This is a genomic window from Nocardioides speluncae, from assembly GCF_003121585.1.
Taxonomy (GTDB): Bacteria; Actinomycetota; Actinomycetes; order Propionibacteriales; family Nocardioidaceae; genus Nocardioides; species Nocardioides speluncae.
Genome location: NZ_QEOO01000016.1, coordinates 357,366 through 373,068 on the forward strand (window position 1 = coordinate 357,366; position 15,703 = coordinate 373,068).

At 70.1% G+C, this 15,703-nt stretch carries 17 protein-coding genes; 8 read left to right on the top strand and 9 right to left on the bottom strand.

The genetic code is table 11. The features are described 5' to 3' along the window. Positions 1–13 precede the first annotated feature (13 nt). Positions 14–970: a helix-turn-helix transcriptional regulator gene (locus DDV73_RS09170; protein WP_109506934.1), complete on the top strand. Its 957-nt coding sequence runs from the start codon at positions 14–16 to the stop codon at positions 968–970. Between the two features lie 4 nt (positions 971–974). On the opposite strand, the gene DDV73_RS09175 is transcribed toward DDV73_RS09170, so the two are convergent. Next, a complete protein-coding gene (locus tag DDV73_RS09175; protein WP_109506935.1) occupies positions 975–2,165 on the bottom strand; it encodes a RimK family alpha-L-glutamate ligase in 1,191 nt (396 codons plus the stop codon). A gap of 50 nt (positions 2,166–2,215) precedes the next feature. Here DDV73_RS09175 and DDV73_RS09180 point away from each other — a divergent pair, with 50 nt between their 5' ends. Both DDV73_RS09180 and DDV73_RS09185 read left to right on the top strand, forming a co-directional pair. Beyond that, positions 2,216–2,689 carry an ATP-dependent zinc protease family protein gene (locus DDV73_RS09180; RefSeq protein WP_109506936.1) on the top strand — a complete coding sequence of 158 codons (474 nt, stop codon included), beginning with the start codon at positions 2,216–2,218 and terminating at the stop codon, positions 2,687–2,689. A gap of 1 nt (position 2,690) precedes the next feature. Continuing rightward, positions 2,691–3,650, top strand: a complete 960-nt coding sequence (locus DDV73_RS09185; RefSeq protein WP_109506937.1) for a succinylglutamate desuccinylase/aspartoacylase family protein — start codon at positions 2,691–2,693, stop codon at positions 3,648–3,650. On the opposite strand, the gene DDV73_RS09190 is transcribed toward DDV73_RS09185, so the two are convergent. After that, on the bottom strand, positions 3,647–4,753 hold the full coding sequence (locus DDV73_RS09190; protein ID WP_206050779.1) for a DNA glycosylase AlkZ-like family protein: 1,107 nt from the start codon (positions 4,751–4,753) through the stop codon (positions 3,647–3,649). The two genes, DDV73_RS09185 and DDV73_RS09190, sit on opposite strands and share 4 nt — an antisense overlap. Positions 4,754–4,763: 10 nt before the next feature. Next, on the bottom strand, positions 4,764–5,477 hold the full coding sequence (locus tag DDV73_RS09195; RefSeq protein ID WP_109506938.1) for a TetR/AcrR family transcriptional regulator: 714 nt from the start codon (positions 5,475–5,477) through the stop codon (positions 4,764–4,766). An 86-nt stretch (positions 5,478–5,563) separates the two neighbouring features. On the opposite strand from DDV73_RS09195, the gene DDV73_RS09200 reads away from it, so the two are divergent. Continuing rightward, positions 5,564–6,112, top strand: coding sequence for a dihydrofolate reductase family protein (locus DDV73_RS09200; protein ID WP_109506939.1), 549 nt, complete (start codon positions 5,564–5,566; stop codon positions 6,110–6,112). A 27-nt stretch (positions 6,113–6,139) separates the two neighbouring features. Next, complete coding sequence (locus tag DDV73_RS09205) at positions 6,140–6,778, top strand: dihydrofolate reductase family protein (protein ID WP_109506940.1); 639 nt, start codon at positions 6,140–6,142, stop codon at positions 6,776–6,778. Here DDV73_RS09205 and DDV73_RS09210 read toward each other — a convergent pair. Together DDV73_RS09210 and DDV73_RS09215 are read right to left on the bottom strand one after the other, a co-directional pair. After that, on the bottom strand, positions 6,753–7,484 hold the full coding sequence (locus DDV73_RS09210; RefSeq protein WP_109506941.1) for an SGNH/GDSL hydrolase family protein: 732 nt from the start codon (positions 7,482–7,484) through the stop codon (positions 6,753–6,755). The two genes, DDV73_RS09205 and DDV73_RS09210, sit on opposite strands and share 26 nt — an antisense overlap. Further along, a complete protein-coding gene (locus tag DDV73_RS09215; protein ID WP_109506942.1) occupies positions 7,481–7,873 on the bottom strand; it encodes a nuclear transport factor 2 family protein in 393 nt (130 codons plus the stop codon). Before DDV73_RS09215 ends, DDV73_RS09210 begins: the two co-directional genes overlap by 4 nt. Positions 7,874–7,961: 88 nt before the next feature. Between DDV73_RS09215 and DDV73_RS09220 the strand changes: the two genes are divergently transcribed. Continuing rightward, on the top strand, positions 7,962–8,684 hold the full coding sequence (locus tag DDV73_RS09220) for a PadR family transcriptional regulator (protein WP_240617195.1): 723 nt from the start codon (positions 7,962–7,964) through the stop codon (positions 8,682–8,684). Positions 8,685–8,773: 89 nt separating this feature from the next. Beyond that, entirely contained in the window at positions 8,774–9,334 is a 561-nt protein-coding gene (locus DDV73_RS09225) for a dihydrofolate reductase family protein (RefSeq protein WP_109506944.1), read from the top strand. 12 nt (positions 9,335–9,346) lie between these two features. Here DDV73_RS09225 and DDV73_RS09230 read toward each other — a convergent pair whose 3' ends face one another. Both DDV73_RS09230 and DDV73_RS09235 read right to left on the bottom strand, forming a co-directional pair. Continuing rightward, entirely contained in the window at positions 9,347–9,694 is a 348-nt protein-coding gene (locus DDV73_RS09230) for a HepT-like ribonuclease domain-containing protein (protein WP_109506945.1), read from the bottom strand. Beyond that, a complete protein-coding gene (locus DDV73_RS09235) occupies positions 9,684–9,983 on the bottom strand; it encodes a nucleotidyltransferase family protein (protein WP_109507161.1) in 300 nt (99 codons plus the stop codon). Before DDV73_RS09235 ends, DDV73_RS09230 begins: the two co-directional genes overlap by 11 nt. A 353-nt stretch (positions 9,984–10,336) precedes the next feature. Here DDV73_RS09235 and DDV73_RS09240 point away from each other — a divergent pair, with 353 nt between their 5' ends. After that, positions 10,337–13,648 carry an ExeM/NucH family extracellular endonuclease gene (locus tag DDV73_RS09240; protein WP_109506946.1) on the top strand — a complete coding sequence of 1,104 codons (3,312 nt, stop codon included), beginning with the start codon at positions 10,337–10,339 and terminating at the stop codon, positions 13,646–13,648. Between the two features lie 15 nt (positions 13,649–13,663). Here the strand turns inward: DDV73_RS09240 and DDV73_RS09245 are convergent, their stop codons facing one another. Further along, on the bottom strand, positions 13,664–15,037 hold the full coding sequence (locus DDV73_RS09245; protein WP_109506947.1) for an NAD(P)-binding protein: 1,374 nt from the start codon (positions 15,035–15,037) through the stop codon (positions 13,664–13,666). 49 nt (positions 15,038–15,086) lie between these two features. Next, positions 15,087–15,668 (bottom strand): helix-turn-helix domain-containing protein, encoded by a 582-nt coding sequence (locus DDV73_RS09250; protein ID WP_109506948.1) that lies wholly within the window; start codon positions 15,666–15,668, stop codon positions 15,087–15,089. Between the last annotated feature and the right edge of the window lie 35 nt (positions 15,669–15,703).

Genomic DNA, 15,703 nt, shown 5'->3' on the forward strand with positions numbered 1-15,703 from the left:
ATTGGCGGCAGATGTGGCGAAGGACTCCAGCCCGACCGCGCGGGCGCTGCTCGCCCTCGAGCTGCTGCAGGGCAGTCCTGGGATCACCGCGGACCAGCTCGCCGACAAGCTCGGCGTCACCGAGCGCGCGGCCAGGCGGTACGTCGCGATCCTGCGCGAGGCCGGCATCCCGGTGGAGTCGGCGCGCGGACCGTACGGCGGCTACCGGCTCGGCCGCGGACTCCGGCTGCCGCCACTGATGTTCAGCTCCGCCGAGGCGCTCGGGCTGGTGATGGCGGTGCTCGACGGCCACCACGACGCAAGCGACACCACCGACCCTGTCGGCTCCGCGCTCGGCAAGATCGTCCGCGCGCTGCCGGAGCCGGTGGCCGCCCAGGCCGAGTCGGTACGCCGTGCCACCGCGCCCGCACCCGACCGCGCCGCCGCCCGGCCCGATCCCGCGACGACGGCCACCCTGGTCCAGGCATCCGCCGACCGGCAGCTGGTGCGGCTCGGCTACCGCTCCGAGGCCGGGTCCGAGTGGGAGATCGAGGCCGAGCCGTGGGCGGTCGTGGTCCGGCACGGCCGGTGGTACCTGCTCTGCCGCACCCACCCGAAGGGCGAGCGTCGCGCCTACCGGATCGACCGGGTCCGGCACGTCTCGGTGCTCACAGGCACCTTCACCCCACCCGCCGACCTGGACCCGGTCGCGACGCTGGAGCAGCACCTCTCCGCCGGCTGGGAGTACGACGTCGAGGTCCTCATCGAGACACCGCTCGACCGGATCGCCGGGCGGGTCTCCCCCGTCCTCGGCCGGGTGTCGGCCGTCGACGACGCCACCAGCCGCCTGGTCGGCAGCACCAGCAACCCGTGGTGGTACGCCGAGCAGCTCGCCGCCCTGCCCGCGCCGTACCGGATCGTGGAGTGTCCCGAGCTCCGCGAGTGCGCCCGTGCCGTCGGCGAGCGACTGGTCGCCGCCGCGGCCGGTTGACCGTCTACCCGTCGTGGATCGGGTGCTTGGGCAGCTTCTTCACCCGGGCCCGGCGCTTCTTACGGGCCGGGATCATCGAGCGCATCTCCTCGAGCTTGCCGAAGCAGAGCAGCCGGTCGCCCGCCTCCAGCACCCGCCGGTCCGACGGCGTCGGGATGACGCTCGCGCCGCGGTGCAGGGTGAGCACGGTGATGTCGCGCTCGCGCAGGCCGGACTCGCCGAGCTTCCGCCCGATCAGGTCGGCGTCGCCCTGGACGACCAGCTCGGCGACGCCGTACCCGGTCGAGACGCTGAGCCGCTGGCGAACGTCGATCTGCGGGAACGCCACCTGGTTGCCGATGTAGTCGATGATCGCGCCGGCCACGTCCAGCCGGGTCGCGGCCTCGATCCCCTCCAGGCCGGGCGAGGAGTTCACCTCGATCACCAGCGGGCCGTCGTCGCCTTCGAGCATGTCCACGCCGGCAACCCGCAGGCCCATGATCTGCGCCGCGCGCACCGCAACCCGCTCGTGCGCCTCGGAGAGCTGGACCGCCTCGACCCGCGCTCCACGGTGCACGTTGGACCGGAACTCGTCGCCCCTGGCGGTACGCCGCATCGCGGCCACCACCCGGTCGCCGACCACCAGCGCCCGGATGTCGCGGCCCTTGCTCTCCTTGACGAAGCGCTGGATCAGCACGTTCTGCTTGGTGCTCTGCAAGGTCTCGATGATCGCCTCGGCCACCTTGGTCTCGGGCGCCAGGATCACGCCGATGCCCTGGGTGCCTTCGAGCAGCTTGATCACCACCGGGGCACCGCCGACCCGCTCGATCGCCGCGACCACATCGGCCCGGTCCCGGACGAAGGTCGTGGCTGGCATCCCGATGTTGTGGCGGGACAGGATCTGGGTGGCGCGCAGCTTGTCGCGGGAGTTGACGATGCCGCCGGAGGTGTTCGGCGTGTAGATGTCCATCTGCTCGAACTGACGGACCACCGCGGTGCCGAAGTACGAGATCGAGTTGCCGATCCGGGGCAGCACCGCGTCGTAGTCCGACAGCGGTTTACCGCGGAACAGCAGGTCCGGCTCGTCGCTGGACAGGTCGATGGCAAAGCGAAGGGTGTTCAGGACCTTGACCCGGTGGCCACGGTCGAGGGCAGCGGTACGGAGGCGCTGCGTGCTGTACGAACGCGGCGCGCGGGAAAGGATCGCCAGCTTCACTTATCCGCCTATTGGGGCCTGAGGGGAAGGGACTCAACTAGATTGGGCGGGTGTCGAGGGCCCATTCAAACATCGTCGCCGGGTGGCGTGAGTGGGTGAGTCTGCCTGGTCTCGAAGTGCGGTGGATCAAGGCCAAGCTCGACACCGGTGCGCGGACCTCCGCGATCCATGCATTCGACCTCGAGGAGTTCGAGAAGAACGGCGACGAATGGGTCAGGTTCTCGATCCATCCGTGGCAGCGGTCGGCGGTCGAGTCGACCATCGTCGAGCTGCCCGTGCACGACCGGAGGGTGGTGCGCAGCTCCAACGGGGACGCGCAGGAGCGGATGGTCGTGCTGATGGACATCACTATCGTCGGCACCACCGTCACCGCCGAGGTCTCGCTGAGCCGCCGCGACGAGATGGGCTTCCGGATGCTGATCGGCCGGGAGGTACTGCGCCAGGGCTTCCTGGTCGACGTCGGCCATTCCTATCTCGGCGGCCGCCCCAAGCGCGTCGTACGCCGAAAGAACCGGGGTCGATAGCGTGCCACGCACCTCCTTCGCGATCGGCAATGTGCGGGTACGCGCGGGCTCGGTCAAGGAGGTCGAGCTGCCGATCACCCGGCTGGTCTCGCGGGCCGACGTCAGCCTGCCGGTCCGGGTGGTGCACGGCCGCGAGGAGGGGCCGGTGGTCTGGGTCAACGCCGCGGTCCACGGCGACGAGGTGGTCGGCGTCGAGGTGATCCGGCGGGTGCTGACCCAGCTCGACCCGAAGTCGTTCCGCGGCACCCTGGTCGCCGTACCCGTGGTCAACGTACTCGGCTTCATGTCCGGCGATCGCTACCTGCCGGACCGGCGCGACCTCAACCGCTCCTTCCCCGGCTCCTCACGCGGCTCGCTGGCGAGCCGGATCGCGCACCTGTTCATGGCCGAGGTGGTCGCCAAGTGCGAGGTCGGCATCGACCTGCACACCGGCGCCGACCGGCGTACCAACCTGCCGCAGATCCGCGCCGACCTCGACGACCCGCGCACCCGGCGGCTCGCCGACGCGTTCGGGGCGCCGGTGATGCTGCACGCCCGGATCCGGGACGGCTCGCTGCGCCAGGCGGCCCGCGAGAAGGGCGCCACGGTGCTGCTCTACGAGGGCGGCGAGGCGTGGCGCTTCGACGACTTCGCGATCGACGCCGGCGTCGCCGGAGTACGCCGGGTGCTCGCCGCGCTGGACATGATCGACGTGGTCGAGGCCGACCCGCCACCGCCCAGCATCGAGTGCCGGCAGAGCGGCTGGGTCCGGGCCCGCGGGACCGGCATCCTGCAGCTCGAGGTCGACCTCGGCCAGCAGGTCAGCACCGGTCAGCGGCTGGGCGGGCTCTCGGACTCCTTCGGCCGACGGGTCCGGCTCGTCCACGCCGACCGCACCGGCATCGTGATCGGCCTGGCCAAAGCGCCGCTGGTCAACTCCGGCGACGCGATCGTGCACATCGCCGACCACGAACAGTCCTAGAGGCGGATCAGCTCCAGGTCGAGCCACTCCGCCAGCGACTCGATCTCGTCGTCGACGGCGGTCCGCATGGCCTTGGTCCACTCGCCGTCCTCGTGGACGGCGTCCACCCGGAGCTCGCCGGCGTCGGGCTCGGCGGTGGCATCGAGCTTCCCGACCAGCTGGTCGTCGTACAGGATCGGCATCGCCCAGTAGCCCCAGCGGCGCTTAGCGGCGGGCTTGTACATCTCCAGCTGGTAGTCGAAGTCGAACAGGTCGGTCATCCGCTTGCGGTCGAAGACCAGCCGGTCCAGCGGCGACAGCAGCACCGCTCGACCGGTGAACTCGCAGTCCAGGTACGCCGGGTCCAGCCGCCACTTGCCGCGGACGCCCTCGATGACCGCCGGCTCCCCCACCTCGCCGACGTGGTTGGGCTCGCCTCCCGGTGCCTCGGCCGCCTTGGCGCGGGCGACGCCGAGCGCGTGCAGCCGGCGCTCGGCACGGACCCGCAGCGCCTCGTCGTACGGCACCACCTCGACGTCGGGGTAGACCCGCTCGGCGAGGTCCCAGATCCGCTCCCGGCCCTCCCAGCCGGCGGCGGCGACCTCGCCACGGCGCACCATCAGCTGCAGCAGCATCCGCACGTTGCGGTCGTTGTTCCACCCGCTGGACTGCCACGGCACCACGGTCGTGTCGGGCAGCGCCCGCCGGAGCAGCGGGCCCTCGTCGTACAGCTTGTCGAGGATGTCGCGCCGGCAGTGGTCGTTGGCCTCGACCCAGCCGAGCTGCCACTCCTGCCAGTCGCGCAGCTCACCCGGGCCCGGCCAGGCCGCCATCTCGGCGCGGTAGAGCGCGATGTCCTCGGCCGGGCGGAGCATCCCCTCCAGCTCGATGAGTACGCCGGCGGTCGCGGCGGTGGTGAGGTCGCCGCGGTGGTACGCCGATCCCAACCGGCTCCACGCCACCAGCTCCGCGCTCGGGGCCACCGCGGCCGTGGGGTCGGCCTGGACCGCGCCGAGGTGGCGCACCACAGCCAGCAGGTCGTCCGGGCGCGGCGCGCTCAGCAGCTGCGCGCGCACCGCGATCCGGCGGGCGTCGCGCGGGGACAGCTCGTGCACCTCGCTCACGCTCAGGAGGCTAGACGGAGGCGCCGACACCCTCGCGTTGGAGATGGAGCTCGATGCCGTCGAGGATCCGCTCCAGCCCGAAGCTGCGCCGGTCCGCGGAGAGCGGGCGCCCGGCGACCACCTGGTCCAGGGACGGGTAGGAGACGCCGGTCCGCGCCATCACGTCCCGGAGCTCCTCGTCGGGCCGGACCTGGTCGGTCCAGGGCTGGGAGCCGGCGGCGGTGACGGCGTAGGTGTTGCGCAGGTGGCCGCTGAGCAGCGCGACGGCGTCGACGGTGTCACCGCGGCTGAGCCCGATGTCGGTGAACGTGGTCAGGGCGGCCACCGACCAGCCGACCTCGTTCGGGCCGACCGGACGTTCGCCGACGGTCGCGTGCGGCACCCACGGGTGCCGGTCCCAGGTCTGCCACATCAGCTCGCACCAGCGCCGGGCCTGGCCGCGCCAGCCGCCGCGAACCCTGCTCAGGTCGGGTGGCTCCCCGATCGCCAGCTCGATCATCACGGCCAACAGCGCGGCCTTGCTGTCGACGTACCGGTAGAGGGACATCTTGGTGTAGCCGAGCCGGGCGGCGACCTGCTCCATCGAGACCGCGCCGACCCCGTCGCTGTCGGCGATCTCGACCGCGGCAGCTGCCACGTCGGCCACGCCGAAGGCGGCCTTCGGGCCCCGCTTCGGCGCAGCCCGAAGTCCCCAGAGCAGCTCCAGGGTTTCCTGACGTCCCATCGAATATTCCTCTTGGAAGTTTGTGTGTCCTACGGATACTGTATCCGGTAGACGTAGTTTTAGCCATCACCGAAGGGATACATGAGATGGGCACCATCGCAGTTCACGAGTTCATCGCACTCGACGGGGTCTACGAGGACCCGAGCTGGACCTTCGAGTACGGGTTCGCCGACAAGATGGGCGAGACGCTCGGCGCGATCACCGGCGAGGCGAAGGCGATCCTGCTGGGGCGGTCGACGTACGAGATGTTCGCGCCGGCCTGGTCGACCCGCACCGCCGAGGACGACCCGGGAGCGCCGTTCTTCAACGACACCCACAAGTACGTCGTCGGCTCGCAGCAGCCGTCGGTCGACTGGGGACCGTCGACCCTGATGGCCTACGACCCGGAGGCGATCCAGAAGCTGAAGGACGAGACCGACGGCGTCATCTACATCTCCGGCAGCGGCCAGCTGGTACGGGCGCTGCTCAAGGACGGGCTGGTCGACGACCTGCACCTGTTCATGTACCCGGTCGCGCGCGGCAAGGGCGACAAGCTGTTCGGCGAGGGCGTCGACCCGACCAAGTTGGCCCTGAAGGGCTCCGAGGTCTACGACAACGGCGTCATCCACCTCAACTACGGACCGGCCGCGGAGTAGCCCGGCCCGGACACGAAGGAGCGAACCATGTCACGCACCCGGGTACACAACCTGGCCATCTCCCTGGACGGCTTCGCCGCCGGTGAGCCGCAGTCCCTCGAGGCGCCGTTCGGCCACGCCGGCGAGCGGCTGCACGAGTGGATGTTCAAGACCCGGTTCTGGGGTGAGGGCGGTGCCGAGGGCGTCGACGACGCGTTCGCCGTCCGCCACGAGGTCGGGATCGGTGCCGAGATCATGGGCGCCAACAAGTTCGGGCCGCCCGGCTGGCAGGACGACCCGGACTGGAAGGGCTGGTGGGGGCCGAACCCGCCGTTCCACTCGCCCACCTTCGTGCTCACGCACCGGCCGCGGGCGGCGATCGAGATGGAGGGCGGGACCACCTTCCACTTCCTCGACGCCGCCCCGGCCGAGGCGCTGGCGGTCGCCAAGGAGGCGGCCGACGGCAAGGACGTGCGGCTCGGTGGCGGGGCGATGATCGTCCGCGAGTTCGTCGCCGCCGGACTGGTCGACCACATGCACCTGGTGCAGGTGCCGATCGTGCTCGGCCGTGGCTCCCGCGTCTGGGACGGCCTGGAGGCGCTCGAGGACACCTACGACATCGAGGCGGTCTCCACGCCCAGCGGCGTCACCCACCTGACGTTCATGCGGAAGGGCACCGAGGGCTGACCAGCTCCAGGGCGCGCGACGCCAGGGCCGCGTGGATCACGGTCGAGGGGTGGAAGCCGTCGTTCGCGAACAGGCCGTCGTCGTCCGGGAGCGACAGGTCGATCCGCCGTACGCGAGGACCGCGTGCGGCGGCGACCGCCTCCCCGTCCTCGTCCAGGCGCGCGGCCCGGGCGCCGAGCGCGTCGGCGAGCGGCCGCGGCAAGGCGGGGAAGGCCCGCATCGGCGGAATCGCGATCAGTAGTACGTCGGCAGCCGGCGCGGCCTCCAGCAGCGCGTCGAGCAGGTCGCCGAGCTCGCGCCGCCACCGCTTCCGGGAGTGGAGGTCCTTGGTGTCGTTGACGCCAACCGACAGCACGACCAGGTCGGCGTCGGCCAGCGCTGCCGGGTCGACCAGGCCCGCCACCTCGCCGGCCGTCAGGCCGGTCTGGGCGAGCACCCGCCAGGCGACGCTCACCTCGTCCCGCTCCGCCCACCGCTCGGCGAGCAGGCCGGCGATCGACTCCCGGTGATCGGCGAGACCGACGCCGGCCGCCAGGCTGTCGCCGACCACGACCAGTCGCCGTACGTCGCCGGTGCCGGTCCCGGCAGTGCCGGCGGTGCTCGCGGCCTCCGGCAGCCGCGGGGTACGCCGTCGTACCAGGAGTCCTTGCGCCAGCAGGACCGGCAGCAGCGCCGTCGTCAGCGCTCCGCCCAGCGCACTCCTCATGCCGACATGGCCTCTTGGGTGATCCGCTCGAACTGGGCGGCCATCGCCTCCGACAGCGCGGTCGCCGCCGACAGCGGGCGCACCATCACCACGAAGTCGTCGATCTTGCCGTCGTCGTCGAGATGGAGGAAGTCGCAGCCGTTGATCTGCTTGCCGGCGACGGTGGCCTGGAAGACCAGCGCGGAGTCGCGCCCGTCGCTGCTGGTGATCTCGCGGACGTAGCGGAAATCCTCGAAGACCCGGGTCACTCCGCGCAGGATCGCGGCGGTGATCACCTTGCCCTCGTAGGGCTTGAACGCGACCGGGCTGGTGAAGCGGACGCCGTCGGCCAGCAGCGCCTCCATGGCGGCGTGATCGCCCGCCTCGACGGCCTCACGGAACTCCCGCATCGCTACTCCTATAGTCAATTTGTTGAATAGGTCTGCGGCTCAGTATAGGCAACTTGTTGAGTAGATGACTAAGTCCAAGGGGTCGCGCATGCGAGCGTCGCTCAGCGCGTGCGCTGGCAAGGCGCCGGAGCGAAGGCGGGCCGGCGGCCCGTCGAGCGACGGCAACGCCGCCAGCGTGCGTGATGAGCGGCGCGCAGCGCGCGAGCCCTTGGACTTAGTCATCTACGCTGCCGGGATGGCGCTGAAGAACGCGATCCTGGCCGCGCTGCTGGACGGTGAGGCGTCGGGGTACGACCTGGCCAAGGAGTTCGACGCCTCGGTCGCCAACTTCTGGATGGCCACCCCGCAGCAGCTCTACCGCGAGCTGGACCGACTCGAGGGCGCCGGACTGGTCGCCGCCACCGTGGTCGAACAGGAGCGCCGGCCCAACAAACGCGTCTTCCGGCTCACCGCCCGCGGCGCCGAGACCCTCGCCGCCTTCACCCGGCGACACCCGAAGCCGACCGCGATCCGCGACGAGCTGATGGTCCAGGTGCAGGCCGTGGACCACGGCGACGCCGCCGCGGTCCGCGCCGTACTCCAGGAGCGGCTGGAGCGCACGCGCGGCAAGCTCGAGCGCTACCAACGGCTCCAGGCCCGGCTCCTCGACGGCCGGACCGAGGACGATTATCTCGACGAGGCGGCGCGGATCGGTCCCTACCTGACCCTGCGGCGCGGCATCGTCTTCGAGGAGGAGAACGCGCGCTGGTACCGGCTGGCGATCCGCGCCCTCGACCGGCGCACCTCCGGCCGCACCGGCGGCAACAGGTGAGCAGAACTTCTCGCGCCGAAGTGTCGTGATGTGGTGGGCTCGTTCGTAGCCCTGGTGACAACGCTCAACCACTACGAAGGAGCCCCACCATGCGCAAGCTGATCGTCACCGAGTTCATCTCCCTCGACGGCGTCGTCGACTCCCCCGGCGGCGGCGACTACGCCCACGCCGGCTGGACGTTCAAGGACGTCAAGCCCAGCAAGACGGCGTACGACATCAAGGGCCGGGAGCAGGAGGACGCCACCGCCCTGCTGTTCGGGAGGAAGAGCTACGACGAGTTCTCCCCGGTCTGGCCGGCGATGCCGGAGTTCGCCGAGTACAACGCGATGCCGAAGTACGTCGTCTCCACCACACTCGAGAACCCGGAGTGGAACAACACCTCCGTACTCCGCTCCCTAGACGACGTCGCCGCGCTGAAGGAGAGCGACGGCGGCGCGATCTACGTGCACGGCAGCGCCAACCTCGCCCAGAACCTCGCCGCCGCCGGCCTCGTCGATCGCTACAACCTGCTGATCTTCCCGCTGATGCTCGGCAGCGGCGGCAAGCGCCTGTTCGCCGACGACGCCGCCAAGCAGAAGCTCACCCTCGTCGAGCACGAGGCCTACGACAACGGCATCCAGCTTGCGGTGTACGACGTCGTCCGCGACTGAGCCGACGAACGGTCAGTCGGCCGCTTCACTCAACAGATCCTGGAGCCGCGCTCCCAGGTCCCCGACGAAGTTCGTGGCGTAGTCCCAGACTCGACGGTTGTCGAGGACGTCATAGCCATGAGCGATCACGTTGCGGAACGCCACGACCTTGGCCAGGTCGGGGACCTGGGAGGCGAGCCGCTCGTCGTACCTCTTCACTCGGTTGAGCGCCTCGCCCAACACCTCGAACTGGCGTTCAACGGCGGACCTTAGCAACGCGTTCGACTCGTAGTCCTCGAACGTGTTGCCCGAAACGAACTCGGTGACCAGCCGTGCTGCGCGCTCGGCGTCCCACAGGGCCGCCGCTGCCTCAAGCGGCATAGACGTCCTCGGCGGACCGGGCGATCGTCTCGGCGAAGTAGGGGTTCTCGATCGCCGACGCCTCCACGAGATCCACTGGGCGGTCGAAGTGCTTCTCGAGTGCCTGCAGCAGGTCGAAGTATTGGTCGATCCCCGGCTCTGCCACCGGCTCGAACTCCACCACGAAGTCCACATCGCTGGTGACCGGGTCGAACTGGTCGGTGAGGGCAGACCCGAACACGCGGAGCCGACGCACGCCATGCTGGCGGCACAACTCCGCGATCGCGTCACGGTCGATTGTCAGCGCCATCTCGCCTCCCATCTCGCCTCATTGTGGCCGAACCTGCCGCCAATCAGTGAGTACGGCGTGCTCGGCCGACTCATCGGCGGGCGCCGCAGCCTGCGCGTAGGAGGGCCAATTGGGCCTCAACGCATAGCTTCCCTGGGCTAGGTCCAGTGCCCGTGCGGAGGAGGTTTCGCTGTCCCCAAGCGGGATCATGCAACGCCGCGTAGCATCCTGACCTGCTAGGCGACGGCGTACCTGTCCATGGTCACGATGGGAAGTGCTTCACCGGTGTGCGAGTGGCCCTTTCGGGGGATGGCGTCTGGTCCGGCGGAGTGCGAAAGTGAGTTCATCCGCACGCTTCCGAAGGAAGCTCCGCCATGCAGTCTTCGCGCCGTCGCTCCATCCGTGGTCGGGCCTTCGCGCTCGCCGTCACGCTCGCGGCGGCGGCAGCGGCGGTGCCGCTGACCAATTCGTCGGCCACCGCCGCGCCGACCGAGCTGTTCTTCTCCGAGTACATCGAGGGGTCCTCGAACAACAAGGCCCTTGAGATCTACAACGGCACTGGCGGGACCGTCGACCTGGCGGCCGAGAACTACAACGTCCAGATGTTCTTCAATGGCAGCGCGACCGCTGGACTCACGATCAGCCTGACCGGTCCGACCGTCGCGGTGGCCGACGGTGATGTGTACGTGCTCGCCCAGAGCGCGGCGTCGCCCTCCATCCTCGCTGTCGCGGACCAGACGAACGGCTCTGGCTGGTTCAACGGCGACGACGCCGTCGTCCTGCGCAAGGGCACGATCATCATCGACGTCATCGGCCAGGTGGGCATCGACCCCGGCACGGAGTGGGGGACCGGCGTTACCAGCACGGCCGACAACACGCTCCGGCGCAAGCCGAGCATTCAAGCGGGCGACCCAAACCACAGCGACGCGTTCGACCCGGCCGTCGAGTGGGACGGCTTCGCGACGGACACGTTCGACGGGCTCGGCGCTCACGTCATCGACGACGATGGCGACAACGCGCCAACGGTGACGGCGACCAGCCCCGCGTCCGGCGCGGTCAACGTCGCCCCGTCCTCGGACGTCTCGATCACCTTCTCGGAACCGGTCGACGTCACCGACCCGTGGTTCTCCCTCTCCTGCGCGTCGACCGGCAGTCATACGGCCGCCGTCACCGGGGGCCCCATCACCTTCACCCTCGATCCGGACACCGACTTCGGCCCCAACGAGACGTGCACGGCGACGGTGTTCGCCAGTCAGGTGACCGACCAGGACGCCGACGACCCGCCCGACAACATGGCTGGTGACGCGGTCTCCTCCTTCACCACCGCCGACCCGTTGGTCTGTGGAGCGCCGGCGACGCTCATCCATGCCATCCAGGGCGACGGTGCGACCGCCGCCCAGACTGGTGTGCGCACCGTGGAAGGTGTCGTCGTCGGTGACTACCAGGGCGCCGGCCAGTTCAGCGGCTACTTCCTCCAGGAGGAGGACGGCGACACGGATGCCAACCCCCTCACCTCCGAAGGCATCTTCGTCTTCAACACGTCGACCCCGGTCTCCGTCGGTGACCGGGTGCGCGTCAGGGCCACCGCCGGCGAGTTCGGCGGGATGACGCAGCTGTCGAACGTGACCGCAACCGAGATCTGCGGAACAGGCTTCTCGGTCACGCCGTCGTCGGTGACGCTGCCGGTGGCGGCCGTCTCGGACCTGGAGCGGTTCGAGGGGATGAAGGTCACCGTCTCCCAGGAGTTGACCGTGACCGAGGTGTTCACGCTCGCCCGCTTCGGCGAGGCGGCGCTGTCGGTCGGCGGTCGGCTGGAGACGCCGACCAACGCGGTGGCGCCGGGCGCCCCCGCACTTGCCCTCCAGAACCTCAACGACCGCAGCCGCATCCTGCTCGATGACGGCAACAACCAGCAGAACATCGATCCCACGCTCCACCCGCAGGGCGGACTCAGCGCCACCAACACCCTGCGGGTCGGTGACTCCCTCCCGAGCCTCACCGGAGTGCTTGAGTTCCGGTTCAGCCGGTACCGCGTCCAGCCGGTGGGCGGCATCGCCTTCACCCACTCGAACCCGCGGCCCCTGGCCCCTGAGCCCGTCGGCGGGAACCTGCGGGTGGCGGCCTTCAACGTCCTCAACTACTTCAACGGCAACGGCAGCGGTCTCGACGGCGCCGCCGGTGGCTTCCCGACGGCACGCGGGGCCAGCAACCTCTTCGAGTTCAACCGTCAGCGCGACAAGATCATCGATGCCATCAGCGCGCTCGACGCCCACGTGGTCGGGCTGATGGAGCTCGAGAACGACGTGACCGCAGGTGGGGAGTTCGGCGCCATCGAGGACCTCGTCGCCGGGCTCAACGACTTTGCAGGCTCTGCTAGGTACGACTTCATCGACACGGGGGTCGTCGGCACCGACGCCATCCGAGTGGGGATCATCTACCAGCCCGGGTCGGTCACGCCGGTTGGCAGCCACGCGATCATGGACTCCACGGTCGACCCCGACTTCATCGATACCTTGAACCGGCCCTCCATCGCCCAGACGTTCGAGCTGAACGCCACGGGCGCGAGATTCACGGCCGTGGTGAACCACCTGAAGTCGAAGGGCTCCGACTGCAACCACGTGGGCGACCCCGACACCGGAGACGGGCAGGGCAACTGCAACGGCACCCGAACCCTGGCTGCTGGAGCGCTGGTCGACTGGCTCGCCACCGATCCCACCGGAAGCGGCGACCCCGATGTCGTCGTGCTCGGCGACCTGAACGCCTATGCCATGGAGGACCCGATCACGGTCTTCAAGGACGCCGGGTACGTCGACACCATCGACGCGTTTGCCGGCAGCGACAGCTACTCGTTCGTGTTCCAGGGCCAGTCCGGCTACCTCGACCATGCCCTGGCCAGCGAGAGCCTGGCCGCCCAGGTCTCAGGAGCGACCGAGTGGCACATCAACGCCGACGAGCCGATCGCCCTCGACTACAACGTCGAGTTCAAGTCGGCCGGCCAGGTCACGACGTTCTACGACCCCGGGCCGTACCGGTCATCCGACCACGACCCGGCCCTGGTCGGGTTCAACCTGGGCGCGGCGCCCACGGTGGATGCTGGCGGGCCTTACTCCGTTGTGGAGGGGTCGACGGTCACGGTCACGGCGACGGGCAGCGATCCGGACAACGGGACGCTGACCTACGCCTGGGACCTGGACAACAACGGGAGCTTCGAGACCGCCGGGCAGAGCGCCACATTCTCGGCGGCCGGCATCGAGGCGCCGGCGAGCAGGACCATAGCTGTCCGGGTCACCGACGACGAGGGGTTCACCGCGACCGACACCGCCATGGTGGAGGTCGTCTGGGACTTCTCCGGGTTCTTCCCGCCGGTCCTCAACCTTCCGGACGTGAACTCCGTCAAGTCCGGCAGCTCCGTGGCGGTCAAGTTCAGCCTGGGTGGAAACCAAGGGCTGTCGATCTTCGCCGCGGGCTCACCGGCGTCGATGCCGATCGACTGCACCACCGGGGCGCCGCTCGGCTCGGCCCAGCCGATCGCCCTCGCCGGCAACAGTGGCCTGGTCTACAGCGCCAGCACTGACACCTACATGCTGAGCTGGAAGACGGCCAAGAACTGGACCGGCTGCAGGCGCCTGTCTGTGACGCTGGCTGATGGCACCGTGCACCAGGCCGACTTCCGCTTCACTCGCTAGGACACCCGAACGGCATCACGGCGCCGCCGCAAGGCGCGCGAGCCCGACGAGGCCCGGCGCCAGGTTGCTGGTCAGCCTGGCGACGACCTCGTCGAGTGCCGCGGAGGGCGGGGCCGCGGCTACGCGGCCGGGAGAGAGCTCGATGGTGTCGGTCCAGGCCTTGATGTCGGGCTCGCCGCCGAAGGACAGGGTGGCGCGGGTGCCGAGCAGGTTCATCCGCGCCCAGTCCGGCAGCGTGTTCGCGTACGGCGTCGGCGGGCACAGCCGGTTCTTCTCCGCGTCGTCGTCGCGCGTCGCCTCGACGTAGCCGGTGAGCGCGGCGGCGAAGCAGGGGAAGCCGGCCCGGATCGGCTGCAGGGTGATCGTGCCGGGCTGCCAGATGGGCACCAGCGGCGGGTACTGCAGCCCCGACCCCGCGCAGTGCACGACGACCGCGTCGTCCGCGATCTCGACGGTCCCGTCGTCGAGCGTGATCCGGCCACGGTCCGCCCGCCGGATGTGTCCCATCCGGACGACGTTCTCGATCGTGCGCAGCTCGTCGAGCTCCCAGGTGGCCAGCGTCGGCGCCTTCGCCATCGTCGGCAGCACGGAACGGTCGACCCGCAGCATGACGCCGGCCTCCTCGAGCCGGAGGAAGAAGTCGTCCGGGTCGGTGGCGTCGGCTGCGGACCCCATGACGTCAGCCGCCATGCCGAGAAACGCCGCAGCGTCGGGCTGGACGACGGCGCGGTTGAACATCCACGGGTCGCGCGGTCGCACCCAGCAGATGGCGTCCGGGTCGACGCCCAGGCTGAGCAGCCAGATGCACGCGTCGGTGGCGGTCTTGCCGGCGCCGGCCACGACGTACTGACTGGGTGCCTCCGTGAGGCGCGGCAGGTCGTTGACCGGGATCACCCGGGCGTCGCCGACCTCGAACGGTGCGGGCGTGTGCAGCGGGATGTCCGGAGCGAGGTAGCGGGCGTCCACGACCCGGCATCCCTCCGGTACGTCGTACGCCTGGCCCGAGAGGCGCGAGACGAAGGTACGGTCGCCGACGTACTCACAGCCGGGGAAGAACTCGACCCTGCCCGACGCGAGCATCCGGTCGGCCAGGATGCGGTCGTAGTAGGCGCAGATCTCCGAGACAGTGGCGCGCTCCTGGAGGCCGGTCTCGGGGCCGCGCTGCCGCAGGCGCCCGCCGCCGAGCAGTGTCGAGGCGACGCCGTAGAAGGCCGACGCCTGGTGCAGGCGGACGAACGGGTAGGCGTCCAGCCAGTGGCCGCCCGCGGCGTGCCGACGGTCGACCAGGGCCACCCGAACATCAGCGTGATCGATGAGCGCGTCGGTGAAGGCCATCCCGCTCGCGCCCGCGCCGACCACCAGGTAGTCGGCGGCAACGGTTCGGCTCACGCGACCTAGCGTCGCACCGGAGCACCCGATGTGTGGGCCGAAGCCGAAATCAGGAGGAGCCGCGTGGCCGGGCGCGCAGGTGGGCGCGCTCGCCCTGCTTGCCGAAGAGGCTGAGGAACTCGACCGGCTCGTCGTCGGCGGCGCCGAACCAGTGCGGCACCCGGGTGTCGAACTCGGCGGCCTCGCCGGGGACCATCACCAGGTCGTGCTCGCCGAGTACGACGCGGAGCCGGCCGTTGAGGACGTACATCCACTCGTAGCCCTCGTGGGTCTGCGGGTCCGGTTCCTTGGCCCCGCCGGGCAGCACGATCTTGTAGGCCTGGATCCCGCCGGGGCGGCGGGTGAGCGGCAGCATCGTCATGCCGTGCTGGGTGACCGGGCGCAGGTGGATCCGGGGGTCGCCAGTGGGCGGCGCGTCGACCAGCTCGTCGAGCGAGACGCCATGGGCGCGGGCCAGCGGGAGCAGCAGCTCGAGCGTCGGCTTCCGGTCGCCGGACTCCAGCCGCGACAGCGTGCTCACCGAGACGCCGGTGGTCTCGGCGAGCTCGGCGAGCGTGGCGCCGCGCTCCTGCCGAAGGGCGCGGAGCCGCGGGCCGACCGTGGCCAGCGCGTGATCGAGGTCGTCATCCATGAGCCCAGTTTGCCATATTGGCAACAGGGTTTGCG